Raw genomic sequence first — 26,936 nt, 5'->3', positions numbered from 1 at the left:
ACCGGAACGGCTCGCCCGTCAGGTGACGACCAAGCGTTGCCTGCCGTCGATGAGTTCGCGCACTGCGTCCAGGTGGCCGGCGTGGGTGGCGGTCTCGGTGATCACGTGCAGGGTGACCTCGCGCAGGTTGTCATGTCGCCAGTCGCCGAAGAACTCCGGCCACCAGGCCGGGGCCGCGTCCAGGTCGGCGCCGGCCAGGAAGGCGTCCGCGAGCTCGCATTCCCGGCGATAGAGGGCGAAGACCTCCTCGGCCGTCTTCTCCGGAGCAGGCTGCCACGCGTTCTCCCCGGACCCGAGGATCTCCTCGATCGCCCGTTCCTCCCCCGCCGCGACCGCGCGGAACCAGAACTTCTCATCGTCCAGGGCAAGATGGTGAACCAGTCCAAGGCACGTCCAGCCAGACGGTAGCACCGGGCGCCGCAGCGCCTCCTCGTCCAGTCCCTCCAGGATGCTCAGGACATGCGCGCGCTTGCCATTCAGTACGCCGAGCAGCGTGGTCAGTTCAGTGTCAGCCATGGGCCGGAGCGTATCCGGCCCTGCTGACCCCCGACTCACTGATCGTTTCAGCATGCGAGGTCGCCTGAACTGGTGCAGCCACGCGGACGCGCGCTCTACCACCCAACGCACCTTCCCCAGTCCGGAACCGTGGGCGACGCCGCTTCGGGCGATCAGCGGGTTGATGCCGCGCTTCCGCAGCAGGCGGCGGTACTTGGCGGAGTCGTGGCCTCGGTCGGCGTACAGTCGCCGGGGCTTGCGACGGGTACGTGACAACGCGAGCGTCTCGCAGGCGATGAACAGCCGGTCGATTCCCCGCGACTTGGAGTGGCTCACACAAGGAGCTGAGCGACGGTTCCAGGGGCGAAGTGCAGTTGTCCGCGGGGGATGACGGCCTGGCGGCCGCCAGGGAGACGGCCCGTAGCGCAACCGTGCGCGTTCAATCATCCGAACTCTCCCCCTCAGTGATGAACTCCCGTTTTCGAACGGGACGTTGCGCCGTCGTCGGAGAACCGTTTCCCTCGCCGCGCCGCCCGGGGTATCGGGTGCGGCGCGGGCCCACTTCCCCTCGCTCGCTTCCCGGTTCGTGTGTTTGCTGCGAGTCGTGCGTGTGGCAGACACCTGGCATTCGGCGGCGGCGCACTGCCCGGTGCGGAAGGAGACCCCCCACATGACAGAACCCTCGGAGGCCCTCCGGGGACGGCCGACGACCCACCATCCGGCCCCGGACCAGGCGCCGCCGGCGGTTCGACGGTGTACGACCTCGACGCACCTCCGCGCGGTGCACTCCCGTCCTTCCCCCCTCGGTACGGGCCGATCCCCGACTCCCGACTCCTTCGGCTTCCTCGCCCACCGCCGCGGCGAGGTGGTCCACCGTCCCCGTCAAGACCGACCGCCGTGGCCCTCTGCGGCCGGCCGATCACCTGCTCTCACTGTCCCCTCGGGTAAGGGTCCGCATGACTGATCACGACGCCGCCGTGCAGAACGCCGGCCCCGCCCCCCTCGACCGCTTCGTGCGGCTGTGCGTGCCGCTCACCGGGTTCACCGCGTACGAGTTGCGCAGCACCGGCATGGCGCAGCTCTACTTCGACACCGCACGCCGGGAGATCGGTCACCGTAGCCTCGATGCGTTCCTCGCCGCCTGGGAGCAGGCCCACAAGAGCGGCGTGGGTCCGGCTCGGCTCCCCGCGCTGGAGCGGGAGTTGGCACGCGCGCTGATCTACCTCTGGTACACCGGGGCGTTCCCGCGCATCGCGCCCGCCGTCCACGCGGAGCTGCGCCGGGAACGGCCGAACCAGGAGTTCGTGGCCTCGCCGGAAAGCTATCCCGAGGGGTTGGTGTGGCGCGCCTTCGGCGGCCACCCGGCGGGCGCGAAACCCCCGGGCTTCGGAACCTGGGGGGATGAACCGCCCAAGCTCCCCACCGAGGCGGAACTGGCCGCCCGGATCGCCGCGGAGGACGCGGGCCCCGGCGGCGCCGTGACGTACGACGCCGGCTCCTACGGCTCGGCCGGAGAGGGCGGTGGGGGTACGCCGGCCCATCTGCTGCCCGGGCCGCGCGCCTCCCGGGCCGTCTCCCCGTCCGCCGTACCGCCCGCCTCGTCCCTTCCCGTACGGGAGACCTCCCCGGAAGCAGGTGAGTGACCGATGAGCGTCCACACGACCGGCGCCGCCGTCGACGGCCGCCACTACGACGCGATCGTCGTGGGCAGCGGCTGGGCGGGCAGCCTCGTCGCCCGCCACCTGGGCAGGAAGAACTGGCGCGTGCTGGTGCTGGAGGCAGGCAACGGCGGCACCGACAACTGGGTGGACTACCAGGACTCCGTACGCACCTTCTCGTCCGCCGTCGCCAAGGTGCCCAACTCCGCGTACCGGCCCAATCACGCGGCCCCGTCCCCCGACGTCCTGGAACTGAGCCCCGGCGGCCCCGAGAACCCCGAGGGCTACCGCGCCACCGGCCACTTCCTCCAGACCGGACCACTGCCCTACGGCACCGACTACCTGCGCGCCCTCGGCGGCGCCGGCATGCACTGGCTGGGCGCCGTCCCCAGGATGTTCCCGGAGGACTTCACGACGCGGACGGCGTACCACTACGGCCTGGACTGGCCGCTGGGCGCGGCCGACCTGGAGCAGCACCTGCGCGACGCCGAGCACCTGCTCGGCACGGCGGGCGAAAGCCGTGAGCAGCACCGGCTCGGCACCGTGCCCGTGGACCACGAGTATCCGATGGAGCAGATCCCTCCGAGCTACCAGGACAAGGTCTTCCACAAGAAGCTCGACAGCAGGACGGTCGTCGACAAGGTTGCCGGGAACCGGGAGTACCAGCTCCAGGTGTACGGGCTGCCGCAAGCCCGCAACAGCACGCCCAACGCCGACTACCCGACCGGCGACGGCAGCACCTACAAGCCGCGCGGTGCGGTCGGTGTGCCCAACTTCGGCGAGCGCTGCGTGGGCAACGCGAGCTGCGTGCCCGTCTGCCCCGTACAGGCGAAGTCCTCGCCGCTCCGACTCCAGCAGGACTTCACCGGCACGGTGCAGATCGCCACGCGCTGCGTCGTCAGCCGCGTGCTGCCGGGACGGGGGAACACCGTGCGGGGTGTGGAGTTCCGTGAGTACGGCGATCCGGCGACGCCCGCGAGCCGGGCGTACCGCGCCGAGGCCGATGTCGTGGTGCTGGCCGCGCACGCGATCGAGAACGCGGTCCTGCTGCTCGCCTCGCACATGGCCAACAGCAGCGGCAACGTGGGCAAGCACCTCATGGACCACCCCACACTGCTGGCCTGGGCCGAGATGCCGCCGGAGATGCCGATCGGCCCGTACCGGGGTCCGGGTCACACCTCGGGGCTGGAGTGCTTCCGCACCGCGGAGGGCCGCAAGCAGCGGGCGCCCTTCCGGGTCGAGATCGGCAACTGGGGCTGGGGCTGGGCCACGGGAGCCCCGATGAGCAGCGTGAGCGGGATGCTCGGCCTCGGCGGGGACGCCGGCGGAGAGGTGACTCCTGACGGGCGCTACGGCCCTGCGCTGCGCAGCGCGCTGGGCTCGCACCTCAACCGGCAGGTGCAGCTCCAGATCCCCGTCGAGCAGCACGCCGACCCCGCCAACCGGGTCACCATCGATCCGAGCCGCCACCGCGACGCCATGGGCAACCCGCGCCCGATCATCCACTACGACCTGGCCAAGCACGTCCGGGACGGGATGTACGCCGGGCGGCTCGCCGCACTGGAGATCTTCAAGCTGCTGGGGGCGACCGACCACAGCTCGTACGGCGCGCAGGCCGACGGCAGTTATCCGCTGGGGCACTACCGCCACTCCCCCGACGGCGTACTGGAGGAGCTGGACCTCGTGTACCACGGCGCGGGACACGGGGCCGGTACGCACGTCATGGGTGCAGAGCAGGCCACATCCGTCGTCGACACCTACCAGCGCACCCACGACCACCCCAACCTGTTCGCCGTCGGATGCGGCTCGATGCCGTCGATCGGCACCAGCAACCCGACGCTCACCATGGCGGCGCTGGCCCTGCGCAGCGCCGAGCGCATCCACCGCGACCTGGCCGAGCTGCACCAGCCGGTCACCGTCGCCGGCCCGCGTACAGCCCGCACCCCGGAGGTGGCGCAGTGACCACGATGTACGACCTGGCGGCCAAGGAGTACCGGCCGCCGAGGGACCTGCCCGAGCTGAAGACATACCTCCAGGCCGCGGTGGAGATCGAGCACCTGACGATCCCCGTCTACATGTCGGGCCTGTACTCGATCGTGCCGGGCACCAACGCCTACGCGTGCGAGGTCATCCGCAGCGTCCTCCTGGAGGAGATGCTGCACATGACGCTCGCAGGCAACCTGCTGAACGCGGTCGGCGGCACCCCGGACATGGGCAGGCTCACCCGCGGATACCCGGCCCGGCTGCCCTTCGGCGACCCCAGCCTCCCGCCCATCGCGCTCCAGCACTTCTCGCCGGACGCGCTGGAGACGTTCCTGCTCATCGAACGCCCCCACTCCTTCGTGCCGTCGGAGCCGGACGAGACCGGCTGGACCTCGATCGGACAGTTCTACGAGGCGATCAGACGCGGCATCGAGGCCCTGGAGGAGGCCGCCCGGAGTACGGGGCAGACCATCTTCACCGGCGACCCCGCGGAGCAGGTGGGCCCCGAGGACTTCTACAACTCCGGCGGCGAGACCTTCCGCATCACCGACCTCAAGAGCGCCCTGCTGGCCATCGAGGTGATCGGCGAGCAGGGCGAGGGAGCCCAGGACACGATCTGGGACAGCGATGACAAGATCTTCGGCGAGCAGCGGCAGGTGGCCCACTACTTCCGCTTCAACGAAATCCTCACGGGCCGCAGCTACGGACCCCACGACCTGCCGCGTACGCAGCCGAGCGGCCCGCTGATCGATGTCACCTGGAAGAACGCGTACCCGATCGATCCGGAGGCGAAGACGGCGCACTTCGCCCCGTACCCGGAGATCCACCGGGCGGTCGAGGACTTCAACGACACCTACGCCCGGCTGCTCGTGCTCTTCGAGAGGGTCTTCGACGGGAAGCCACGCGAGATGGAGAAGGCGGTGCCGCTGATGCTGGAGCTGCGCGACCTCGCCCAGCGGATCTACAGGAATCCGCACCCCGACACGGACGACAAGCCGGGTCTGCACGCCAGCCCCACCTTCGAACTGGACGACTCCCGGCTCCGGCGGGCGAGGGAGCACGTCACCGAACTGCTCGCCACTCCCCCGGAGATCCCTGCCCAGCCAGCCACGCGGCCGGCCGGCGCGCAGAAGGAAGAACAGCACTCATGAACACCACCACTACGGCACCTCCACCGACTTCGGCGTGGCCCACCTCCTCGCCCCCGCAAGAGTCCAGAGCCTGCCGAAGCACCAGGGGGCGGTGAGAGAACTCCACCGGGCGGAGCTGGCCTGACTGTCCCGGACAGGCTTCGATGTCGGCGCCGACCAGGCCGGATGGGACTCGGCTGGGCGGCTCCGGCCTAGCCGAACACCGGTGTGAGCACCGATACCGGCGCAATTCCGTCCGCCCGCACCGGACCCGTAGCGAAAGACGACGCGCCTCCATCCCGTACCCCGGCCACCGGGGTACGGGAGCCATCACCGGAGTCGGCGATGGCTCCCGGCGTTGCGGTAACGCGGCAAGGCCACCGACACTCCCTATCCGGTGACGCTTGACTGGGGCAGGGCGGCCTCGTCGCGTCGGCGGTGTCAGGCCGAACCGCTCAGAGGGCGCCCTGGCGCCAGGGTCCGGTGATCGCGAACGTGATGCCCGGAGTCTGGATGTTCACGAACAGCCAGTTGCCGTTCTTCGGTTCGAACACCGAGCCCGCCCACTCCGAGCCCCGGTGGTCGGCAGCGGTGACGTCCTTGCCCGCGGTGCCGCCGCGCAGGTCCACGTTGTTGGCGGCGAAGCGGAAGATCTCGCCGTCGGTGGTCAGTCCGTGGACGTACTCGGTACCGCCACCGTCCTCGCAGAGCACCAGGCCGCCGCGCGGGCTGACGCACATGTTGTCCGGTGCGTTGAGGACCTCGGCGCCGGGCGAGGCGAAGAGAACCCGGAACTCGTCCGTAGCCGGGTCGAGTTCGAAGACCTGGCCCTGGCGGGAGGGACCGCCGTCGGTCGTGATCACGTAGACGCGGTCGTTGCCGTACCAGGCACCCTCCAGGCGGCTGAACACGGCTGCGCCGTTCGCCTGTGCCTGGAGCCGCACCGTGTCCGTCGCCGGGTCGACGTCCTCGACGGGCACCCAGGAAACGGTCCCGTACGCCTTCTCCCCGTCGAGGCGGGTGTCGTACGACGCGCTGCCGATACGCAGAGCCTCCAGTCGGCCGCCCTTGGACAGGTCGCCACGCACGGCCGGGACGAAGCGGTACAGGGATGCGTCGCCGCGGTCCTCCGTCTCGTACACATAGCCGGTCGCCGGGTCGACGGCGATCGCCTCGTGGTTGAACCGGCCCATGGACTTGTAGGGCTCGGGGTTGCCCTTGCCCTCCGAGGCCACCTCGAAGATGTAGCCGTGGCGCTTGCCGGCCGTCGTGGAGAAGGTCTCCTCGCAGGTCAGCCAGGTCTTCCACGGGGTGGGCCCGCCGGCGCAGTTGCGGATGGTGCCGCCCAGGCTGCCGTAGGACTCCAGCCACTGGCCGGCGTCCGGATCGAAGACCAGGGTGGTGGTTCCGCCACCGGCCTCCGAGTTGTAGGCAGGGGCGGTGAAGGCGGGCCCGGCACCGCGCTCGTGGTTGCGGACGAGATGCACCTTGTCGCCGTAGCGGAAGGCCGCCATGCCGTCGTGCGCGCTCGGGGTGCGCACGCCGTCGTCCATGACGTCGTTGGTCCAGCCGAAGGAGATGTACTCGAACCCGCGCGGCAGCTCCAGCAGCTCCAGGCCGGTCGCCTGGTCCTTCACCGGGCGCAACGGACCGTACCCCGCGCCGAATTCGAACTTGACCGGCGCGGCTGCCGCAGTGCGCGCGGCGAGGGCCTGGAAGGGGACGGAAGCGGCGGCGGCCACCGCCGCTCCGCGCAGGAGGGCGCGTCGTTCGAAACCGGGACCCGCGGGTGTTTCAGGGGACGTGCCTGTCATGGGGAAGTCCTCTCGATGCAGCGGACCGGGGGGCGCCGGTCAGCCTAGGAACGAACCCTTGCCCCGACTCCCAACAGGAAGTGATCGTTGGAAGAACCCCGGCCGGCCACCGGGCGGCAGCCGCCGGGAGTGCCACGTCGCGCGGTCGCGGACGCCGGCCTGCTCATCCAGGCCAGCGACGGCGACAGCACCCACCTCAGGTCGAGCAGCATCGGCGGCACGCGATCCGCACCTTCGCGCCTTTTCGAACCGACACCCGCATGCGCTGAACCGCTGGTGCCGGGCGAACTCCCACAATAACGCCGGGAACCCTGTGCCCCTCTTCCTTCATCTCGTCGGCGTCGAGGGCTCGGCCCGGGGCCCGTACCCGGGCGTATCCGCCCGTTCCGCGCGTGCCCTCCACCGCCGCGGCCCGGCGCGAGCGCGCCTCGCCGCTAGGTGAAGGGCCGGACCGCTGGGGAGATCCAGAGCGGAGAGCCGGTACCACCTGGGGCATCAAAGGGCAGACGAGGGGCACACCAGCACGCGGGTTTACAGGGGAGGTGCCTTCAGTGACCGGCCGCCGGCCGCGGCCGGTAGTTCCGCACGGTGGCGACCGAGCCGGCGACGGTGGCGACGACCAGCGCCACGACCATGAACCAGGCGCCGACAAAGGCGCTTGCCGGGCTCGGCTCGTAGAGCCTGTCCGCCGCGCTGACCACGGCGAAGGCAACCAGGTTGAAGACCCCCGCGATCGGGCCGGCGACCGGCGCGCCGCGGCCGGGCAGGAACGCGACCAGCGCGGCTGCCGCCAGGATGGCGACAAGGCCGGGCGGGATCGTCGGGGTGTCCGTCACTCCGGCCGCCATCTGGACTGCGAAGCCGGCGGCGGCGACGAGAAGAGCAGCGACCGTCAGGCTGCGACCGGCGGTTCGTCTGTCTCGCAAATTCATGAGACCTCCTTGTCCTGTACTGCCTGTGTGGACGAGATGGGTTGCTCCGGTTCGCTGGTCGTCGTGTCGCTGTCGAGGGTCTCGGCGTGGCGCAGCAGTGTCAGCAGCATTTCGGTGAGCGCCCCGCTCTGCTCGCTGTGACGCCCACCGAGGGGAGCCAACCGCTGTTCCTCGACCCTGAGGACCGCTGCCCGGGCGGCCGTGACCACCTCGGCGCCGCGTTCGGTCACGGTGAGCTGCACCGCCCGGGTGTCGCCTGGATAGCCGGTGCGCTCCACTAGCCCCGCCCGCTCCAGGGCCCGCGTCAACTTGGAGACGTGCATCGGCTCCAGCCCGATGAACTCGGCCAGTTCCCGCTGCCGCGGACGGGCTCCACCGGCCGAGAACGCGTAGAGCGAGGCCAGGACGCCGTACTGCGACGACGTCAGTCCCAGTGGTACGAGGGCCCGGTCGATCGCCGTCCGCCAGCGGAGATTCAGGTGCCAGACCAGGAACCCCGTGGAGGGCGATGGCCGGTCGGTCGGTGCAGGCATGGAGAGATTATATCCATGTTTACTGTAAGCATGTTTAGTATCTGCGCTCGGCGCTGGACACCGGGCCGGAAGTTCGGAGCGGCACCTGACGCGCGACCGCAACCGGTCCGACTGCGTCGAGGGCACCGGGGGCCTCGGCGCCGGTGCCCTGCATGAGCGGGATACAGGTCAACTCGCCGTCGCGGGGCAGCTCGCAGTGGACCTACAGGTGCTCCGGCCGGGATCGCTGTCGACGACGACCGACTGGTAGGGAGCCAGGAGAGGGTCCGCACCCGGCACGCCACGCGCGGTGGCGGTGAAGTCGGGGGTGACGAGAAGGGAGTGGGTGCCGTGGCTGCGCCGCCCGGCAAGTCCGCCACGAGGGCGGCGAAGTGTCCTCACATCTGCCGCCGCCGCCCTCGCTGCGGCCCGTTCGCCGCTGGGCGGGGCGGCTTACTTCACCAGTCGGGCGAACTTCCTGACCTCCCGGGTGAACAGCCCGGGCTGCTCGAACGCCGCGAAGTGGCCGCCGTAGGGGATCTGGTCGTTGTAGTAGACCAGGTTGCTGTAGGCGCGCTCGGCCCAGATCTTCGGGCTGCGGACCAGTTCGTGGGGGAAGACGCTCAGTCCTACCGGCAGGTCGAGCGTGGTCAGCTCGGAGGCGCCGTAGTTCTCCCAGTACAGGCGGGCGGAGGAGGCGGCGGTGCCGGTGAGCCAGTACAGGGTGATGTTGTCCAGCATGTCGTTCAGTGACAGAACGCCTTCGGGCCGACCGGTGTTGTCGGTCCAGTCGAGCAACTTCTCATAGATCCAGGCGGCTTGTCCTGAGGGAGAGTCGGCCAGGGCGTAGCCAATGGTCTGCGGACGGGTCGACTGTTCCAGGGAGTATCCGGAGAGCTGGCTGAAGAAGGTCTGGATCTGGGCGAGTGCCGTTTGCTCGGCGGGAGTGGTCGTGTCGGTGACCGGCGGGCTGAAGGTGTACTCGGGGAAGTTCAGTTGCACTCCCAGCAGGCCCTTGGGCCGCAGCTTGCCCAGTTGGGTGGTGACGCTGCCGCCCCAGTCACCGCCCTGGGCGATGTACCGGGTGTAGCCCAGACGTTCCATGAGGGTGGCCCAGGCCGCTGCGATGCGGGCGTTGGTCCAGCCGGTCGTGTCAGGCCGGTCGGAGAAGCCGAACCCCGGCAGCGAGGGGAGGACCACGTGAAAGGCGTCCTGTGGGCTGCCTCCGTGCGCCGTGGGGTCGGTCAGAGGGCCGATCGTCTTCACGAACTCCACGAAGGAGCCCGGCCAGCCGTGGGTGAGGATGAGCGGCGTGGCGTTCGTGTGCCGGGAGCGGACGTGCAGGAAGTGGATGCCCAGGCCGTCGATCTGCGTGCGGTACTGGCCCAGGGCGTTGATCTGCCGTTCGAAGCGGCGCCAGTCGTACTGAGTGCGCCAGTACTGCAGCAGACCGGTCAGCTTGGCGAGTTGGACACCCTGGGAGTTGTCGGTGACGGGCTCCTGCTCGGGCAGCCGGACGCGGGCCAGCCGTTGGCGCAGGTCCGTCAGCAGAGCCTCCGGGACGCGCAGGTCCAGCGGTGTGATCCTGCTGGTGGCCTTCGGCAGGTTCAGCGGGCCGACGGCGCCGGCGGAGGTGGCGGCGGAGGCGATGTCCGTGCCCAGGACCGCCGGTCCGGTGGTCGCCAGTCCGGCGATGGTGGCGGTTCTCAGCAGGCTGCGCCGGGACGGGCTGAAGGAGGGCTCCTCCGGGACCGGACCGGGATGATGCGGTGAACGCATGAATGTGCTCCAACTTCGAGAGTGCGCTGGCCGGCGGAGTAGAGGGTGGCGGGGAGCGGGGTGCGGTTCTGTCCCTGGGGCCGCGGCGCCCGCGGCCCCTGATGCGGGTGGCGACCGGTTCCTCGGGGTGGGGAGGCCACGCACCGAGTGCGTAGCCGCCCACAGGGGGTCAGTTGGGATCCGTGAAGGTGCCGCCCTCGGCAAAGGAGGCGATCCAGCCGGAGACGCCCGGGACATCGGCCACCAGGTAGGCATCTCTGATGGCCTTCTCGTTGACGTCCACCGGCGCTCACCTCCTGGGGGTTGCGGGAATACGAGAACGCGCGATGACGTCGGTGCAGCCCGTGACGCCCTCGCCAAGCTCACCCTAAGGAGCACATGCGTGACACGTCAACCACTTCCCCCTGGCGCACCTCAAGGATGCTTGACGAATCATCTACTTGCCTGGGATTGCAGCATGGACCGCTCGAACACGGATGTGGCCGCGCGTCGCACGATGCCATGCTCGTGATGGACGGGGCGTCGTTGATCGACGTCGCCAACCCTGTCCGAACAGCGCCGAGAGGTCGCTTGCACGCTCCCTCCTCACCCGGGACCGGGGCGAGGAGATACATATCAGCGCAGGGAACGACTCGCTGCCCGGAACAGCACGGGACGGCGACGCGTCACACACCTCCACTGTCTGGGTGGAGTCGATGGGCGGACCTTTGATCGTCATCCCTGTTTCCGCGTTGGCTGCATGGCGCGGGTGCACGGAGAGGGGGGCCATGGCGGGAGACGGGACCGCTTTAGAGGACTACGACCGGGCCTGTGCGGTGGACGATCTGGCTGGTGCGATCACCGTCGGCGAGAGAGTTCTTGGAATGTTGGGCAACGATGCTGTCGCGGGTGGGTACCAGCGTGCCATCCACGATCAGAACGGTGCCCCTGTGGAAGCGTTGGCGCTGCTTGAGCGCGAGCAGCGGGGCCGGTACAGCCGACGATCCGAGCCGCGGCAGACTTCGACACCCCGAACAGCGGGGCCAATTGCCGCAGCGTCAGATTGGTGCGCCGGTACGCGACCACGAGCAGCACCCGGTCTTCCAGCGGCAGTGACCAGGGCCGCCCCGGACGGGACACACCCACTTCTTCTCGACGCAGCCCCCTGACCAACGCTCCGAAGGACCGAGGGGATAGTCCCGTGAACGGACTATCCCCTGCGGATCGGACGCCGTGATCACACCAGCCACACCAAGATCGTCGCACTTGTGACTAGCGGTTGCGGGACAGCTTCGAGAGTGGTCGCGTCGTTCGTGAACTACGCTCCGGCCATGGGTAGGTTCCTCGCGGTTCTGCATGGCGCGGCCAACGACGCGGACAAGGCAGAGTTCACCGAGCAGCAGCAAACTGAGTTCATGAACGCCTGGGCGGCGTGGGCACAGAGGAACGAGCATGCGCTCGTCGATCCCGGCTCACCCTTGTTTCGCAAGAAACTGGTGACGGCCGAGGGCGTGGAAGACTTTACTGACTCGAAGGTCGGATTCGCGATCGTGGCGGCCGACTCACACGACGACGCGGTGCGACTCTTCAGCGACCACCCTCACATCGCCCTGATGCCTGGGAACTCGATCGAGGTCCTTGAGTGCCCGCCTATTCCGACCTAGGTCCTGCCTCCTCGGTCATCATCGTGTCCAGATGAGACGCGTCTAGCCCGGCGAGGTGCCGTTGATGATCCTGAAGAGGAGTTCGGCGGCACCGTCGGTCATCGGCGCCGTCTTCTTCATCACCGGCTGGATGCCGGGGCGAGGGATCGGCTTCGCGGCACCACCGTTGTCGCCCTGCGCGCCCGGGCCAGCAACCAGTACGTCTGCGCCGACAACGGCGGGGCGTCTCCGCTGATCGCCAACCGCGCCGCCATCGGCGTCTGGGAATCCTTCGGCCTCGTCACCACCTGACCGATCGAGCGCGGCCGGTCGCGTTGGCGAGAGCGCGACCCGACTTTGTCCCTCGAATCGATAAAGTTCAGCCGAAAGGGTTTTCACCCCGACACACAGTCGTTACTTTCCATGGCGCGGACCGACTTCAGGTCCCACCACGATCATCTCTCCTGCTCCCCCGGCCGGGCGCTCCCGGCACGGCGGCGCGCACGCGCACGTGCTAGTCGATCACCCCGTTCATGCTACGGAGGACGCTAGTGCACCGAAGATACAGAAAGTTACTCGCCGGCCTCACGGTGTCCCTGCTCGTCTCCGCGGGCCTGGTCACCCTCGCCGCACCGAATCCCGCGGCGGCCGAGCCCGCCAAGGCTGCCGCCACGTTCCAGCAGGTCACGCTCGCCAAGGGGGTCGCCGAGACGGGCGAGCCGATGTCCCTGGCCGTGCTGCCGAACCGCTCCGTGCTGCACACGTCGCGGGACGGCACCCTGCGGATCACCGACGCCCAGGGCAACACCGCCGTCGCGGGCCGCCTCAGCGTCTACGCCAACGACGAGGAGGGCCTGCAAGGCGTCGGCGTCGACCCGAACTTCGCGTCGAACCGCTTCATCTACCTCTACTACGCGCCCCCGCTCAACACCCCGGCGGGGGCCGCCCCGACCGAGGGCACGGCGGCCGACTTCGCCCCGTTCAACGGCGTCAACCGGCTCTCCCGGTTCACCCTCAACACCGACAACACGCTCAACCTCGGCAGTGAGGTGCGCGTCCTGGACGTGGCGGCCAACCGCGGCCAGTGCTGCCACGTCGGCGGCGACATCGACTTCGACGCCTCGGGCAACCTCTACCTGTCCACCGGCGACGACACCAACCCGTTCGCCTCCGACGGCTACACCCCGATCGACGAGCGCACCAACCGCAATCCCGCGTTCGACGCCCAGCGCTCCGCCGGGAACACCAACGACCTGCGGGGCAAGATCCTGCGGATCAAGGTCAACGCGAACGGGACGTACTCGATCCCCGCCGGCAACCTGTTCTCGCCCGGGACAGCCAATACCCGGCCCGAGATCTACGCCATGGGCTTCCGCAACCCGTTCCGGATGAGTGTCGACAAGAAGACGGGCGTCGTCTACGTCGGCGACTACGGTCCCGACGCGGGCACCGCCTCAAGGACGCGCGGCCCCGCCGGCCAGGTCGAGTTCGCCCGCGTGACCGGCCCGGGCAACTACGGCTGGCCCTACTGCGCCGGCAACAACCAGCCGTACATCGACTACAACTTCGCCACCGGCGCCTCCGGGTCCGCGTTCAACTGCGCGAGCCCCGTGAACAACTCGCCGCACAACACCGGCCTGGGCACCCTCCCGTCCGCGCGAGCGGCCTGGATCCGCTACGACGGTGGCTCGCTCCCGGAGTTCGGCAGCGGCTCCGAGTCGCCGATGGCGGGACCGGTCTACAACTACGACGCGAACCTCCAGTCGGCGGTGAAGTTCCCCCAGGAGTTCGACGGCGACTTCTTCGCGATGGAGTTCGGCCGCCGCTGGATCAAGAACATCGACGTCAACGGGGACGGCAGCCGCGGCGCCATCAACTCGTTCCCCTGGACGGGAACGCAGGTGATGGACGCGGCCTTCGGCCCCGAGGGAGCGTTGTACGTCCTCGACTACGGCACCGGCTGGGGAGGCGGTGACGCGAACAGTGCCCTGTACCGGATCGAGAACGTCACCGGCAATCAGGCGCCGATCGCCCAGGCCAAGGGCACACCCACCTCGGGGGCGGCGCCGCTGACCGTGCAGTTCTCCTCTGCCGGCACCACCGATCCCGACGGCGGCGCCCTCACCTACTCGTGGAGCTTCGGCAACGGCGCCACCTCGACCAGCGCCAACCCCACCTACACGTACACCGCCAACGGGCAGTACACCGCGACCCTGACGGTCCGGGACCCGACCGGGCTGACCGCCACGGCCTCGGTGCCGATCACCGTCGGCAACACCGCGCCGACCGTACGCCTGGACACACCGGTGGCCGGTCAGCTCGTCGACTTCGGCGATGCCGTGCCGTACCGGGTGACGGTCACGGACCCGGAGGACGGCACGATCGACTGCTCGAAGGTACGGCTGACGTTCCTCATCGGCCACGACAGCCACGCCCACGAGCAGACCTCGGCCACCGGCTGCTCCGGCACCCTCCGGACCCTCGCCGACGGCGAACACGACCCGAACGCCAACATCTTCGGCGTCTTCGACGCCGAGTACACCGACAAGGGCGGCCTGACCGCGCACGACCAGAGCGCGACACAGACCACCACCCGGCAGGCAGAGTTCTTCACCAGCCAGAGCGGCGTCCAGGTCACCAGTTACGCAGGCGCGCACGGCGGCCGGGCCGTAGGCCACACCGACAACGGCGACTGGATCTCCTTCCAGCCGTACCAGCTCGCCAACGCCTCACGCGTCAGCATCCGGGCGGCCTCCGGCGGGGGCGGCGGCACCGTTCAGGTCCGCGCCGGCTCGCCCACGGGGAGCCTGCTCGGCAGCGTGGCCGTGCCGAACACCGGGGGCTGGGACACGTACCAGAACTTCTCGGCGCGGCTGTCGAACGTCCCGGCCGGGACCACCACGCTGTACTTGGTGATCACCGGTGGCACGGGCGGACTGCTCGACATCGACGCCTTCACCTTCACCCGCAACACCACCACCCCGAGCGCTTCGGTCAGCGGGCCGGTCAACGGCTACGGCGGCAAGTGCCTGGACGTCGACGGCGGGAACACCGCAGACGGCACCCAGATCCAGCTCTGGACCTGCGGCAGTACCAACCCCAACCAGATGTTCACTCTGCCGGGCGACGGCACGGTCCGGGCGTTCGGCAAATGCGTGACCGGCACCGGCACCACCGCCGGCGCACCCGTACAGCTCTACGCCTGCGACGGCGGCGCCGACCAACGCTGGACCGCGCAGAGCGACGGCACCCTCCGCAGCGCCGTCGGCACCAACCTCTGCATGGACGCCTCCGGCCCCTCCACGGCCGACGGCACCCGCATCCACCTATGGGGCTGCCACGGCCGCGCCAACCAGATCTGGGCGCTGCCCGCCTGATCCGCCTCCGCTCACCGCGGGGCAGGGCCCGGCCCTGCCCCGCGGCCCCCACCATCGAGGGTGAGGAAACGTGCACGAATCCAGACCGCTCCGCAGATTTCTCACGGCCGTCCTCGGCCTGACCCTGCTACTCCTGACCGGCGCCGTACCGCTGTCCTCAAAGGCCGACGCCGCCCCCGGCCGGCACACGGTGACCGGCCAGGTGTACGCTGGCTACCAGGGCTGGTTCAACGCCCCAGGCGACGGCTCGCCACGCAACTCCTGGCGGCACTGGGCCAACAACTCCGCCCCCTCCCCCGGTAACCAGAGCTTCGAGCTGTACCCGGACATGACCGCGTACCCGGCATCCGCGCGGTTCCAGACCGGGTACGCCCCGCTGGGCAACGGGCAGCCCGCCACGCTGTTCTCGTCATATCCCACCGCCGTGGTCAACCAGCACTTCTCCTGGATGCAGAGCTACGGCATCGACGGCGCCGCCCTCCAGCGCTTCGGCGTGGACCTGCTCGATCCCGTGAGCAAGCAGAACCGCGACACCATCACCGACCGGGTACGGGACGCGGCCGAAGCCCACGACCGCGGCTTCTACGTCGAGTACGACATCAGCGGACTCACCGACGCCAACGTCGAGCAGACGCTGAAGAACGACTGGACGAGCACCGTCACCGGCACCCTCGACCTGACCTCCTCACCGTCCTACGCCCACGAGGACGGCCGGCCGGTGGTCGGCATCTTCGGCTTCGGCTACACCAGTCGCCCCGGCACCGCCGAGACGGCGCTGCGCGTCATCCGCTGGTTCCAGGACCAGGGCGCCTATGTGATCGGCGCCGTACCCCACGGCTGGCGCACCGGCGGCGGCGACACCCGGCCGGGCTTCGCGCCGGTCTACCAGGCCCTCGACATGCTGTCCCCGTGGCTCGTCGGCAACGTCGGCGACATCCTGCCGCGGCTGCGCGCCGACCGCGCCGACCTCGACAGCCGGGGCCAGGCATACCAGCCGGTGATCTACCCGGGCTTCGCCTGGTCCAACTGGAACGGCGGCCCTCGCAACCAGATCCCGCGCAACGGCGGCGGCTACCTGTGGGGTCAGGCGGTCGCGGTCCGCGAGGCGGGGATCCCCCAGGCGTTCATCGCCATGTTCGACGAGTACGACGAGGCCACCGCCATCGCCCCGGCCGCGAGCGACTCCTCCATGGCACCCGCCAACCAGTACTTCCTGACCCTCAGCGCCGACGGCACATACGTCTCCCCCGACTTCTACCTCCGTCTGTCCGCCGAGGCCAGCCGGATGATCACCGGGGACAAGCCGCTCGTCAGAACGGTCCCCATCCCGCCGTCCACCGGGCCAGACCTCCTGCGCACCGGCACGGAACTCCAGCAGGACGTCCAGCCCACCTGGACCGACTCGATCGGCCCCGGCGGCAGCGCCAACGTCACCGGAGCGAGCGGCACGGGCGCCCCGACGATGGGCACCGTCACCGGCGCCGACCGGCGAACCGGCCAGTCCGCGCTGCGGCTCCAGGGCAGCACCCCGGCCCCCGCGCACAGCTACGCCTACTTCCGGGCGTTCGACGTCGACATCCCGGTCACCTCGGCGACACGGCTGTCCTACGACTTCCTGCCGAAGAACGAGAACGGCCGCAGTATCTCGGTGGACTTCGTGACGACCGATGGCACCACGCTGCGCGACTCGTCGGCGACCACCACCACCGGCATCGACATGCACCCCGGCGCGCCGAAGGGCACGGTCGGCTCCTGGACCACCGTCCAGAGCAACTTCGGCCCGGCCCTCGCCGGCAAGACCATCGACACCGTCCTGATCGCCTACGACCGGACCGGCGCGACCGGCGGATTCGGCGCGTTCATCGACAACCTCGCCATCAGCACCACCTGAGCCACTGATCCGCCGCCGGGGCGCCGACGGCGCGCCGGCAGCGGACGCTCAGCGCAGCAGCAGGGACTCCGGCTGCACGGACAGCATGTGGTCCAGGACCAGGCACGCGGCGCCGACCGCGCCGACGTCGTCACCCACGGAGGTACCGGTCACCTCCGTGGCGTGTGCGGGCCTGACGAAGGGCGACTCGGCCACCATCGGGGAGATGATGCGCAGGAAGCGGTCGGAGAGGTACGGCCATATGGGACCGCCGAAGACGATGACGTCGCTGTCCACCAGCGTGGCCGCGGCGCACACGCCCCGGCCGACCCGGACCGCCCACCGGTCGATGATCCCCCCGGCGGTCCCGTCACCGTCGGCCAGCCGGGACAGCTCCACCAGCCCCCGGTGCGCGTCCCGCGGGCTCACCGGCGCCCACTCGGGGTCGAGGACGCCGAGCCGGATCGCCTCATCGACCATCGACCTGGTGGTGCAGGCCGCATCGAGGCCACCGATCTCGCCGGCGTTGCCGGACGCCCCGCGCAGCACCGTGTCGCCCACCACCAGGCCCATGCCGGAGCCGGTGCCGAGGTAGAAGAACAGGAAGTCGCCGGTGTTCGCCCCGACACCCGCCCAGCGCTCGGCGATGGCTGCGGCGATGACGTCCTTGTCCAGCAGCACCGGCAGGCCGGTCTCCGTGCCGAGGAAGTCACGCAGCGGTACGCGCCCCCAGCCCTCCAGCTCCGGCGGGTCCACCACCAGACCGGCCTCGATGTCGACGGGCCCCGGTGCGGCGATGCCCAGGCCCAGGATCCGCTCCCGCGGCACGCCCGAGTCGGCGAGGAGGGCGTGGATCGAGGCGCCGATGCCGGCCATCGTCTTGTCCGGGTCGACGACCTGCGGGGTGGGCTGGCGTCGGTGCGTCACCACCCGGCCCAGCAGATCGAGAACCACGTAGGTGATCACGGCCGGATCCAGGTGGGCGCCCACCACGTACCGCGCCTCGGCGTTGACCTGGAGAAGCGTGCGCGGCTTGCCGTTGCCGGAAGGCTTCTTGCCGGTCTCCCGCGCCAGACCGCCGTCGAGCAGACGACGGCAGATGTTGGAGACGGTCTGCGCGGACAGGCCGGTGGCCGCCGCCAGTTCCACTCGGCTCAGCCCCTGCGGTTCGCGGCGGATCGCGTCCAGGATGACGGCCTCGTTGAAATCGCCCATGCGGGGCAGGTTCGTGCCACGCCGGATCGCCGGCGGCCTATGTCCCATCTCGGGTTCCTCCACGCGCGGAATGACGACCAGGATGCCCGCGATGCGCGTGGATCGTATCCCCCGGACGACCGGCGTGCGGCCAGAGGTCCCGCCGGCCGGTTCAACGTCCGGCGGGACGAGCGGTGCAGACCTCCCGCAGGACGCCCGGGTACGCGCCGGGGCCACGCCCCGCGCGGCGTCACGACTTGGGGGCATCAGCGTTGTCGTGGCCCGCGTACACGCGGGAAGCCGCGGAGACGATGGTGCCCCACGGCTTCCTTCATGGTGCGCAGGCATCGCCCCGCGTCACGTGCCGATCTTGCATTCCGCAGGATTATGCGTTGATAAGTAGATGGATTGCGGGGGCTTGTTGATCTGCCTACATCCAGACGGGAGCCGAAGCTACGCCCCCGCTCCTCGTCCGGCACGGGCCGTTCCGGGGCTCGCGAGTCAAGTGGCGGCCGAAGAAGGGGCCGTACCCGTCGTGCCGCAACCGTTGACAAGTCGATGGCACCGCTGAACTCTTTGACTGCCGCTTGTGCAAGAGATTGACTGAAACACTCAATCTCTTGAGATGATCTTTGCAAGTTCACGGCAAGTGTTCCGCTCCGCCCACTGCAACGGAACCGAGGGCCCCTATGAAACGGCACCAACACGGCTGGCGGCTGATCATTGGCATGGCCATGGCCGTCCTGCTCAGCTTCGGGATCGTGCCCACCGCCGCCTCCGCCGCCGCTCCGCCGGAAGAGGCGACTTCCGATGACTCCCGCAACCCCGCCGCGGCGGCCGACCTCGCCGCCGGGAAACCGATCGAGGCATCCTCCACGACCCAGCAGTACGTGGCGTCCAACGCCAACGACGGCAACGTCACGACCTACTGGGAGTCCAACGGGTACCCCTCGACGCTGACGGTGAAGCTCGGCGCCGACGCCGACATCACCTCGATCGTGATCAGGCTCAACCCCGACCCGATCTGGGCCGCCAGAACGCAAAGCCTCCAGATCCTCGGCCGCGAACAGTCCGCCGGCGGCTTCACCTCGCTCAAGGCCCGGGCCGACTACGGCTTCAACCCCTCGACCAACCAGAACACCGTGACGATCCCGGTCACCGGGCGCGTCAGCGACGTACGGCTGACGTTCTTCTCCAACACCGGCGCCCCGGGCGGCCAGGTCGGCGACCTCCAGGTCATCGGAACCCCGGCGCCCAACCCCGATCTGACCGTGACCCAGTTGTCCTGGACGCCCGCCGCCCCGGTGGAGAGCGACACGATCCGGGTGAGTGCGACCGTGCAGAACGCCGGCTCGGCCGCTTCGGGTGCCACGACCGTCAACATCAGCCTCGCCGGCCAGGTCGCCGGCAGCGCTCCGGTGAACGGGCTCGCGGCGGGCGCGTCGACCACCGTCACGGTCGAGGTCGGCAGACGCGCGCAGGGAAGCTACCCGGTCACCGGGCTGGTCGACCCCACCAACACGATCGTCGAGCAGAACGACGACAACAACAGCCGTACCGCGGCGAACGAGCTCGTGGTCGGCCAGAGCCCCGGCCCCGACCTCCGGGTGACCGCCATCAGCTCCAACCCGACGAACCCGGCCCCCGGCGCCTCGGTCACCTTCACCGTCTCGGTCAACAACCGCGGCACCAGCGCGGTGAGCGCCACCACGATCACCCGGCTGACGGCCGGGAGCACCACTCTCAACGGAAACACCCCGCCCCTCGCCGCCGGCGCCACGGCCACCGTTGCCATCAGCGGGAGCTGGACCGCCACCAACGGCGGCGCCACCCTCACCGCGACGGCCGACGCGACCAACGTCGTCGCCGAGACCAACGAGTCCAACAACGCGTTCGCGCGCTCCATCGTGGTCGGGCGCGGGGCCGCCGTCCCGTACGTCGGATACGAGGCGGAGGCCGGCCGCTATCAGGGCACGCTGCTGGAAGCCGACCCGCGGCGCACCTTCGGGCACACCAACTTCGCCAGCGAGTCGTCGGGCCGGAAATCCGTGCGGCTGAACAGCACCGGCCAGTTCGTGGAGTTCACCTCGACGAACGCGACGAACTCCATCGTGGTGCGCAATTCCATCCCCGACGCCCCGAACGGCGGCGGCGCCGAGGCCACCATCAGCCTCTACATCAACGACACCTTCTCCAGGAAGCTGACTCTGTCCTCCAAGCACAGTTGGCTGTACGGCAACACGGACGGACCCGAGGCACTGACCAACACGCCCCAGACCGACGCCCGCCGGCTGTTCGACGAGTCCAACGCGTTGCTGTCGGCCACGTATCCGCCCGGCACCCGGTTCAAGCTCCAGCGCGACGCATCCGACACCGCCGCCTTCTACATCATCGACATGATCGACCTTGAGCAGGTGGCGCCTCCGGCGAGCCAGCCGAGCGGGTGCACCTCGATCACGAACTACGGCGCCGTGCCGGGCGACGGACTCGACGACACCGCCGCCATCCAGCGGGCCGTGACCGCCGACCAGAACGGTGACATCGGCTGCGTGTGGATCCCGCCGGGGCAGTGGCGGCAGGAGCAGAAGATCCTCACCGACGACCCGCTGAACCGCGGGCAGTACAACCAGGTGGGCATCAAGGACGTCACCATCCGCGGCGCGGGCATGTGGCACTCCCAGCTCTACACCCTGACCGAGCCGCACCTCGCGGGCGGCATCAACCACCCCCACGAGGGCAACTTCGGCTTCGACATCGACAGCAACACCCAGATCTCCGACATCGCCATCTTCGGCTCGGGCCGGATCCGCGGCGGCCCGGGCGGCGCCGAGGGCGGCGTGGGCCTCAACGGCCGGTTCGGCAAGGGCACCAAGATCTCCCAGGTGTGGATCGAGCACGCCAACGTGGGCGCCTGGGTCGGCCGTGACTACGACAACATCCCTGAGCTGTGGGGGCCGGCCGACGGCCTGGAGTTCACCGGCATGCGGATCCGCAACACCTACGCCGACGGCATCAACTTCACCAACGGAACGCGGAACTCACTGGTGTTCAACTCCTCGTTCCGCACCACCGGTGACGACGCGCTGGCGGTATGGGCGAACAAGTACGTCAAGGATCAGTCCGTGGACGTCGCGCACGACAACCACTTCAGGAACAACACCATCCAGTTGCCCTGGCGGGCCAACGGCATCGCGGTCTACGGCGGTTACGGCAACACCATCGAGAACAACCTCGTCTACGACACGGCGAACTACCCCGGCATCATGCTGGCCACCGACCACGATCCGCTGCCCTTCTCCGGGACCACCCTGATCGCCAACAACGGCCTCCACCGCACGGGCGGCGCGTTCTGGGGAGAGGCCCAGGAGTTCGGTGCCATCACGCTGTTCGCGCAGGGCCAGAACATCCCCGGTGTCACCATCCGGGACACCGACATCGACGACTCGACCTACGACGGCATCCAGTTCAAGTCCGGCGGCGGCACCACGCCGGACGTGAAGATCAACAACGTCAAGATCTCCAAGTCCAACAACGGCGCCGGTATCCGCGCACACGGAGGGGCCCGCGGCAGCGCGGCACTCTGCAACGTCACGATCACCGACTCGGCTGACGGCAACATCCTGGTCGAACCCGGCTCCCAGTTCGTGGTCAATCAGGGCTGCCAGAACAAGTCCTCCACCTCCTGAGATCCCCGCCCCGGCGGTAGCCGCCGGACGAAACACCGCCGCCCGGCCCTGCCCACAGGGCCGGGCGCTCGCGGCCCTGCGTTTCCGGTCTGGGCCGTCGATCTCCTGGCGGGCCTGCGCGACGGCGGCTGGGGAACGGAACTGTGCGGTCAGCGACAGCGCGTAGGCGGCGGTATGCCCGGTGATGCGCCCGAGTACCGGCAGTTCGATCAGGCTGTTTCCGCCGAGGCGGTTGGCGCCGTGCAGCCCGCTGACGGCTTCGCTGATGGCGTACAGCCCCCGTACGTCGGTGTGGATGTGGCCGGCCCGGTGCCGAGGAGGGTGCGCAGTTCCGCCTCGGCTGCCCCGAGGTGATCAAGTCCCGTCCAGTTGCTCCAGGCGGGCCAGCCACGCGGTCAGGAGGGTCCGCAGTTGGGCGGCCTCCTCGGGGGAGACTGCGTCGAGGAGACCGCGCTCGTTGCGCATGTGGTCCGTGAAGGCCCGGTCGATCAGGTTGCGACCGGCCGATGTGAGGGCAACCACGCGGCCGCGGCCGTCGCTCGCCGAGCGGCGCCGGGTGACCAGCCCGTTGCGTTCCAGACGGTCGATCCGCTTGGTCATCGCGCCGGTTGTCACCATGGTGTGCGCAGCCAGTTCGCCGGGCGCCCGCTCGTACGGGTCGCCGGCCCGCCGCAAGGCCGCCAGCACGTCGAACTCGCCCTCGCTCAGCCCGTACTGGTCGTAGACGAGGCACAGCCGCCGGGTCAGCAGGGCACCCAGCCGGTGCAGCCGGCCGATCACCGCCTGCGGGGTGACGTCCAGGTCCGGGCGCTCCCGAGCCCACTCGGCCTGGATCCGGGCGACATGGTCCAGGGGTGCTGCGCTGTTCTCCTCCACACAGGCCATACTAGCGCACTAGCTTCCAAGGAAGATATATTCGCTTCCGTGGAAGCTACTTTGCGCTGGTCGGTGATCACCGCGATCGCACCGGTGGCGTGGGGCACGACGTACTACGTCACCGGGGAGTTCTTGCCGACCGAACGACCGCTGTACGGTGCGGCGATACGGGCCCTGCCCGCCGGGCTGCTACTGCTCGCCGTGCGCCGGACGCTGCCGCGCGGCTCCTGGTGGTGGCGGTCCCTGGTGCTCGGCGTGCTGAACATGGGAGGGTTCTTCGCCCTCGTCTACGTGGCCGCGCAGCGCCTGCCGACCAGCGTGGCCTCGACCGTCATGGCCGCCGCCCCGCTGGTGATGACGGTGCTGGCCTGGCCCCTGGTCCGCGAGCCGCCGCGGGCACGCCATCTGGCGGCGGCGGTGGCGGGCTCGGCCGGCGTGTGCATCATGCTGCTGACCGCGAGTGCGTCGATCGATCCCGTCGGCATCCTCGCATCGGCGAGCGCCATGGCGATGTCCTCGTGCGGCTACCTCCTCGCCAAACGCTGGAGCGACGGCACCGACACCCTGGCCACGACGGCATGGCAGCTCGTGGCCGGCGGCCTGATCCTGCTCCCGGCGGCCGCGGCCGTCGAGGGCCGGCCACCGGCGCTCGACGCTCCGGCACTGCTCGGTTTCGGCTACGTCGCCCTCGTCGCCACAGCGCTGGCCTTCGCCGCCTGGTTCGCCGGCCTGCGCCGGCTGCCGGCGGCGACCGTGGGCCTGGTCGGCCTGCTCAACCCGGTCACCGGCGTGCTGCTGGGCACCGCGGTCGCGGGCGAGACGCTGACCGGACGCCAACTAGCGGGGTTGGCACTGACCTTGGCGAGTGTGGCCCTCGCCCGTCCCACCACACGCCGAGCCGAGCGAGAGCGGACAGTCGACGCACCGCGGGTCGCCTCTGCCTGCCCTCCAGGATCAAGGGCTTCAGCCGGTCGGCGCGTGGTGTTTCGCCGTTGCATGCGCTGGCGACCGCGGTAGTGGGCGCGAGCAGTTCGCCTGCCCGCAGGCCGGGGAGGCACTGCGGCCGGCGGCGGCGGCGCGAGCGATCTCGTCCGGCGAGGCGGCACCCACGCAGGTGGCCTCTACGGAAGCCACCCACCGGCCGGCACTTTCGAGATCGCCTCATGGACAGGCCCGCGTGTCGGGCCGGTCTGCTCCTCGAACACTGGATGACCGCAGAGCCCGTTCGACCATGGACCGGCCCCGGCATCGGTGCACTTGACCGTCGGCACCGGCCCTCACGGCCGCCGCTCCCCCGCGGGAGACCCCCATCGGCGGCCCCGACGCCTTCGTTGAGTACGTCTCCCGGCTCCTCGTGGACCTCGGCCGGCAGGTGGGCGGTCTCGTAGGTCCGGGAGCGCGACTTGGGGTCACGAACGGGGTGCTTTGGTTCCGCGTAGGTGAATTTCCATTCACCTGATACGGTGAATTAGAATTCACCGCATCGTGCCGAGTCGCCGGAGAGCGCGTAAATGACGGAACCCGCCCCGATACCCGGCCTGCGGGGTCGGTTCACCATCCCGTCACTGGCCTTCGGCGGGATCCTGATGGCGGTCATGCAGACCGTCGTCGTACCGCTCCTTCCGGACCTGCCGAGGCTTACCGGCGCCTCGGCGGGAACGGTGTCCTGGACGGTGACCGCGACACTGCTCGCCGGCGCCGTACTCACTCCCGTGCTCGGCCGGGCCGGCGACATGTACGGCAAGAAGCGGGTGCTCATCTCGGCGCTGACGCTGATGACGGTCGGGTCGGTGATGTGCGCGCTCTCCTCCGATATCACCGTGATCATCACGGCCCGTGCGCTGCAGGGTGCGGCGGCCGCCGTGGTACCGCTGTCGATCAGCATCCTGCGCGACGAACTGCCGCCGGAACGCCGCGGATCGGCCGTCGCGATGATGAGCTCCACCGTCGGGATCGGTGCCGCCCTCGGCCTGCCGCTGGCTGCCCTGGTGATCCAGTACGCCGACTGGCATGCGATGTTCTGGCTGACCAGCGCCCTGGGCGCGCTGGGGGTCGCAGCCATCGCCTGGGCGGTACGGGAGTCGCCGGTCCGCGAGCCGGGCCGCTTCGACGTCGTCGGCACCCTGGGGCTCGCCGCTGGTCTGGTGTGCCTGCTGCTGGGCGTCTCCCAGGGCGGACAGTGGGGCTGGACCAGCGGCCGCATCCTCCTCCTCTTCCTCGCCGCCGTGGTGGTCCTGGCCCTGTGGTCGTGGCATCAGTTGCGCGCGAAGGCACCACTGGTGGATCTGCGACTCGCAGCACGGCCGCGGGTCGGCCTGCCGCATGTGACCGCCCTGCTCACCGGCTTCGCGTTCTACGCCAACACCCTCGTGACGGCCCAACTGGTGCAGGCGCCGAAGGCCACCGGCTACGGGCTCGAACTGTCCATCGTCGCCACCGGCCTGTGCCTGCTGCCCGGCGGCATCACCATGCTCCTGTTCTCGCCTGTCTCCGCCCGGATCTCCGAGGCCCGCGGGCCGCGCGTCACCCTGGCGCTGGGCGCCGCCGTCATCGCCTGCGGCTATGCGGTGCGCATCGCCGACAGCCGCGATCTGTGGATGATCATCGCGGGTGCGACGGTGGTCTCGACCGGCACCACCCTGGCCTACTCGGCGCTCCCCACCCTGATCCTGCGCGCCGTCCCGGCGGAGCAGACAGCCTCCGCCAATGGCGTCAACGTTCTGATGCGCACGATCGGCCAGGCCACGTCCAGCGCCGCCGTCGCGGCCATCCTGGTACACCACACCAGTGAAGTCGGCGGTGCCGAGGTCGCCACGCTGAACGGTTACCTGCTGACATTCACCATGGCCGGCGCAATCGCCCTCGTAGCATGCGCCGCAGCCCTGGTCATCCCCCGCGACGCGGCGGCGGCCAAGGTGCCGCGCCAGGCACGCCGCAGGGTCCCCGCCGTCGCCCCGGAGAGGACCGAGAAGGGAGCGTAAGGGCATGAGCACCCCCGCACCCGCCCCCCGGCGGGACGCCGAGACGAGCAAGCTGGCCATCCTCCGCGCGGCCCGGTACCTGCTGGCCCGGCGCCCGCACGCCGACATCACCCTGAAGGACGTTGCCGAACGCGCAGGGGTGAGCCCACCGCTGATCGTGAAGTACTTCGGCAACAAGAACGCCCTGTTCGCCGGAGTCATGTCCTTCGAAACCGACGCCGGTGCTCTGCTGGACGCCCCCCTCGGCGAGCTGGGTGCCCACATGGTCCGGCACATCCTCGAAGGCCAGCGCGAACGGGGTGTCGACCCGCTCCTGCGGATCGCTTTCGCTCCGCTGCACGGCCAGGACGGCGATGTCCTGCGGGTGAACTTCCGTACCCAGGTGGTGGATCATCTCGCCCTCCGCCTGGCCGGTCCCGACGCCGGGTTGCGTGCCGAGCTGGCCGTGGCCCAACTGGTGGGCCTGGGCGTGATGTACGGGATCGCGCGCGGCCCCGAGGTGCGCGCGGGGGCGATCGAGGACGTGGTGCGGCGCTACGCCCCGACGGTACAGGTGCTGCTGACACCATGACGCCGTCCGACGGGCAGCATTCGAGCCGCGCCTGCACAGCCTTGCCTCGCGCCCGTCGCCGATCCCTCCCAATCGCACGCGCGCCCGGAGGTGATCTTGTTTCGGTCCTGGGCCCGCTCGATCAGGCCGAAGGCACCGTAGGGGTCACCCGCGGCGTGGCGGAAGCTGGCCCAGAACGCGAGCGCCCTCGCGTTCATGGTGGCCACTCCGCCGGTCGCCGAGGCCCGCAGGGAGGCGGTGAAGCGCTTCTCGGCACCGGCCAGGCGTCCGCTGTCGTAGGCGTACCGGCCGAGGCGGCGAGGCCGATGGGAAGGTTGAGCCGGAACGCCCAGCGGCAGCCGGCGTGGTCGGCCAGCAGGCCGCCGATGCCCGGACCGCCCACCATGCCGAGCACCACATCCGGATGAGTCCCTCCGTCCGGGAGCGCTGAGCGAGTTCGCGGATCAGGCGGTGGCG

At 69.9% G+C, this 26,936-nt stretch carries 18 protein-coding genes and 4 pseudogenes; 11 read left to right on the top strand and 11 right to left on the bottom strand.

Annotated elements, in window-relative coordinates:
• Positions 1-18 precede the first annotated feature (18 nt).
• Together ACFYVJ_RS06190 and ACFYVJ_RS06185 are read right to left on the bottom strand one after the other, a co-directional pair.
• Positions 19-516 carry a DinB family protein gene (locus ACFYVJ_RS06190; RefSeq protein WP_388887359.1) on the bottom strand — a complete coding sequence of 166 codons (498 nt, stop codon included), beginning with the start codon at positions 514-516 and terminating at the stop codon, positions 19-21.
• A 51-nt stretch (positions 517-567) separates the two neighbouring features.
• Positions 568-765 (bottom strand): annotated as a pseudogene (locus ACFYVJ_RS06185) (transposase); the annotation flags it as partial.
• 686 nt (positions 766-1,451) lie between these two features.
• Between ACFYVJ_RS06185 and ACFYVJ_RS06180 the strand changes: the two are divergent.
• From ACFYVJ_RS06180 to ACFYVJ_RS06170, 3 genes are read left to right on the top strand one after another with little or no spacing between them, the layout of a single operon-like run.
• Complete coding sequence (locus ACFYVJ_RS06180; protein WP_388887050.1) at positions 1,452-2,138, top strand: hypothetical protein; 687 nt, start codon at positions 1,452-1,454, stop codon at positions 2,136-2,138.
• Between the two features lie 3 nt (positions 2,139-2,141).
• Positions 2,142-4,115 carry a GMC oxidoreductase gene (locus ACFYVJ_RS06175; protein WP_388887047.1) on the top strand — a complete coding sequence of 658 codons (1,974 nt, stop codon included), beginning with the start codon at positions 2,142-2,144 and terminating at the stop codon, positions 4,113-4,115.
• Positions 4,116-4,120: 5 nt separating this feature from the next.
• Positions 4,121-5,287, top strand: coding sequence for a ferritin-like protein (locus ACFYVJ_RS06170; RefSeq protein WP_388887357.1), 1,167 nt, complete (start codon positions 4,121-4,123; stop codon positions 5,285-5,287).
• Between the two features lie 434 nt (positions 5,288-5,721).
• Here the strand turns inward: ACFYVJ_RS06170 and ACFYVJ_RS06165 are convergent, their stop codons facing one another.
• The 4 genes from ACFYVJ_RS06165 to ACFYVJ_RS06150 form a co-directional block, all read right to left on the bottom strand.
• Positions 5,722-7,080 carry an alkaline phosphatase PhoX gene (locus ACFYVJ_RS06165; protein ID WP_388887045.1) on the bottom strand — a complete coding sequence of 453 codons (1,359 nt, stop codon included), beginning with the start codon at positions 7,078-7,080 and terminating at the stop codon, positions 5,722-5,724.
• Positions 7,081-7,628: 548 nt separating this feature from the next.
• Positions 7,629-8,012: a hypothetical protein gene (locus tag ACFYVJ_RS06160; protein WP_388887043.1), complete on the bottom strand. Its 384-nt coding sequence runs from the start codon at positions 8,010-8,012 to the stop codon at positions 7,629-7,631.
• Positions 8,009-8,545, bottom strand: a complete 537-nt coding sequence (locus ACFYVJ_RS06155) for a MarR family winged helix-turn-helix transcriptional regulator (protein WP_388887041.1) — start codon at positions 8,543-8,545, stop codon at positions 8,009-8,011. Before ACFYVJ_RS06155 ends, ACFYVJ_RS06160 begins: the two co-directional genes overlap by 4 nt.
• Positions 8,546-8,977: 432 nt before the next feature.
• The gene (locus tag ACFYVJ_RS06150; RefSeq protein ID WP_388887039.1) at positions 8,978-10,303 is read right to left on the bottom strand and encodes an epoxide hydrolase family protein; all 1,326 of its coding nucleotides are present in this window, start codon (positions 10,301-10,303) and stop codon (positions 8,978-8,980) included.
• A 476-nt stretch (positions 10,304-10,779) separates the two neighbouring features.
• Here ACFYVJ_RS06150 and ACFYVJ_RS06145 point away from each other — a divergent pair.
• Positions 10,780-11,130, top strand: a pseudogene (locus tag ACFYVJ_RS06145) (Imm21 family immunity protein); the annotation flags it as partial.
• A 27-nt stretch (positions 11,131-11,157) separates the two neighbouring features.
• Here the strand turns inward: ACFYVJ_RS06145 and ACFYVJ_RS06140 are convergent.
• Positions 11,158-11,532: pseudogene (locus tag ACFYVJ_RS06140) on the bottom strand (transposase family protein); the annotation flags it as partial.
• 81 nt (positions 11,533-11,613) lie between these two features.
• Between ACFYVJ_RS06140 and ACFYVJ_RS06135 the strand changes: the two are divergent.
• Positions 11,614-11,946, top strand: coding sequence for a hypothetical protein (locus ACFYVJ_RS06135; protein ID WP_388887038.1), 333 nt, complete (start codon positions 11,614-11,616; stop codon positions 11,944-11,946).
• Positions 11,947-11,988: 42 nt separating this feature from the next.
• On the opposite strand, the gene ACFYVJ_RS06130 is transcribed toward ACFYVJ_RS06135, so the two are convergent.
• Complete coding sequence (locus ACFYVJ_RS06130) at positions 11,989-12,324, bottom strand: hypothetical protein (protein ID WP_388887036.1); 336 nt, start codon at positions 12,322-12,324, stop codon at positions 11,989-11,991.
• 134 nt (positions 12,325-12,458) lie between these two features.
• On the opposite strand from ACFYVJ_RS06130, the gene ACFYVJ_RS06125 reads away from it, so the two are divergent.
• Together ACFYVJ_RS06125 and ACFYVJ_RS06120 are read left to right on the top strand one after the other, a co-directional pair.
• On the top strand, positions 12,459-15,302 hold the full coding sequence (locus tag ACFYVJ_RS06125) for a PQQ-dependent sugar dehydrogenase (RefSeq protein WP_388887035.1): 2,844 nt from the start codon (positions 12,459-12,461) through the stop codon (positions 15,300-15,302).
• 70 nt (positions 15,303-15,372) lie between these two features.
• Positions 15,373-17,193, top strand: a complete 1,821-nt coding sequence (locus ACFYVJ_RS06120; RefSeq protein ID WP_388887033.1) for a glycoside hydrolase family 71/99-like protein — start codon at positions 15,373-15,375, stop codon at positions 17,191-17,193.
• A 48-nt stretch (positions 17,194-17,241) separates the two neighbouring features.
• Here the strand turns inward: ACFYVJ_RS06120 and ACFYVJ_RS06115 are convergent, their stop codons facing one another.
• Positions 17,242-18,387 carry an ROK family transcriptional regulator gene (locus tag ACFYVJ_RS06115; RefSeq protein ID WP_388887032.1) on the bottom strand — a complete coding sequence of 382 codons (1,146 nt, stop codon included), beginning with the start codon at positions 18,385-18,387 and terminating at the stop codon, positions 17,242-17,244.
• A 668-nt stretch (positions 18,388-19,055) separates the two neighbouring features.
• On the opposite strand from ACFYVJ_RS06115, the gene ACFYVJ_RS06110 reads away from it, so the two are divergent.
• A complete protein-coding gene (locus ACFYVJ_RS06110; RefSeq protein WP_388887030.1) occupies positions 19,056-22,052 on the top strand; it encodes a CARDB domain-containing protein in 2,997 nt (998 codons plus the stop codon).
• Between the two features lie 78 nt (positions 22,053-22,130).
• Here ACFYVJ_RS06110 and ACFYVJ_RS06105 read toward each other — a convergent pair.
• Positions 22,131-22,343, bottom strand: a pseudogene (locus ACFYVJ_RS06105) (FAD-binding protein); the annotation flags it as partial.
• Between the two features lie 63 nt (positions 22,344-22,406).
• On the bottom strand, positions 22,407-22,937 hold the full coding sequence (locus ACFYVJ_RS06100) for a MarR family winged helix-turn-helix transcriptional regulator (protein ID WP_388887028.1): 531 nt from the start codon (positions 22,935-22,937) through the stop codon (positions 22,407-22,409).
• Positions 22,938-22,988: 51 nt separating this feature from the next.
• Here ACFYVJ_RS06100 and ACFYVJ_RS06095 point away from each other — a divergent pair, with 51 nt between their 5' ends.
• From ACFYVJ_RS06095 to ACFYVJ_RS06085, 3 genes are all read left to right on the top strand, one after another.
• Positions 22,989-23,945, top strand: a complete 957-nt coding sequence (locus ACFYVJ_RS06095) for an EamA family transporter (RefSeq protein ID WP_388887355.1) — start codon at positions 22,989-22,991, stop codon at positions 23,943-23,945.
• 494 nt (positions 23,946-24,439) lie between these two features.
• A complete protein-coding gene (locus ACFYVJ_RS06090) occupies positions 24,440-25,909 on the top strand; it encodes an MFS transporter (RefSeq protein WP_388887027.1) in 1,470 nt (489 codons plus the stop codon).
• Positions 25,910-25,913: 4 nt separating this feature from the next.
• The gene (locus ACFYVJ_RS06085) at positions 25,914-26,480 is read left to right on the top strand and encodes a TetR family transcriptional regulator (RefSeq protein ID WP_388887025.1); all 567 of its coding nucleotides are present in this window, start codon (positions 25,914-25,916) and stop codon (positions 26,478-26,480) included.
• Positions 26,481-26,936 lie beyond the last annotated feature (456 nt).

The sequence above is a fragment of the Streptomyces sp. NPDC004134 genome, from assembly GCF_042874195.1.
In the GTDB taxonomy this organism is placed as follows: Bacteria; Actinomycetota; Actinomycetes; order Streptomycetales; family Streptomycetaceae; genus Streptomyces.
The sequence above is the reverse complement of the archived record's forward strand: the minus strand, read 5'-3'. Positions and strand labels throughout refer to the sequence as shown.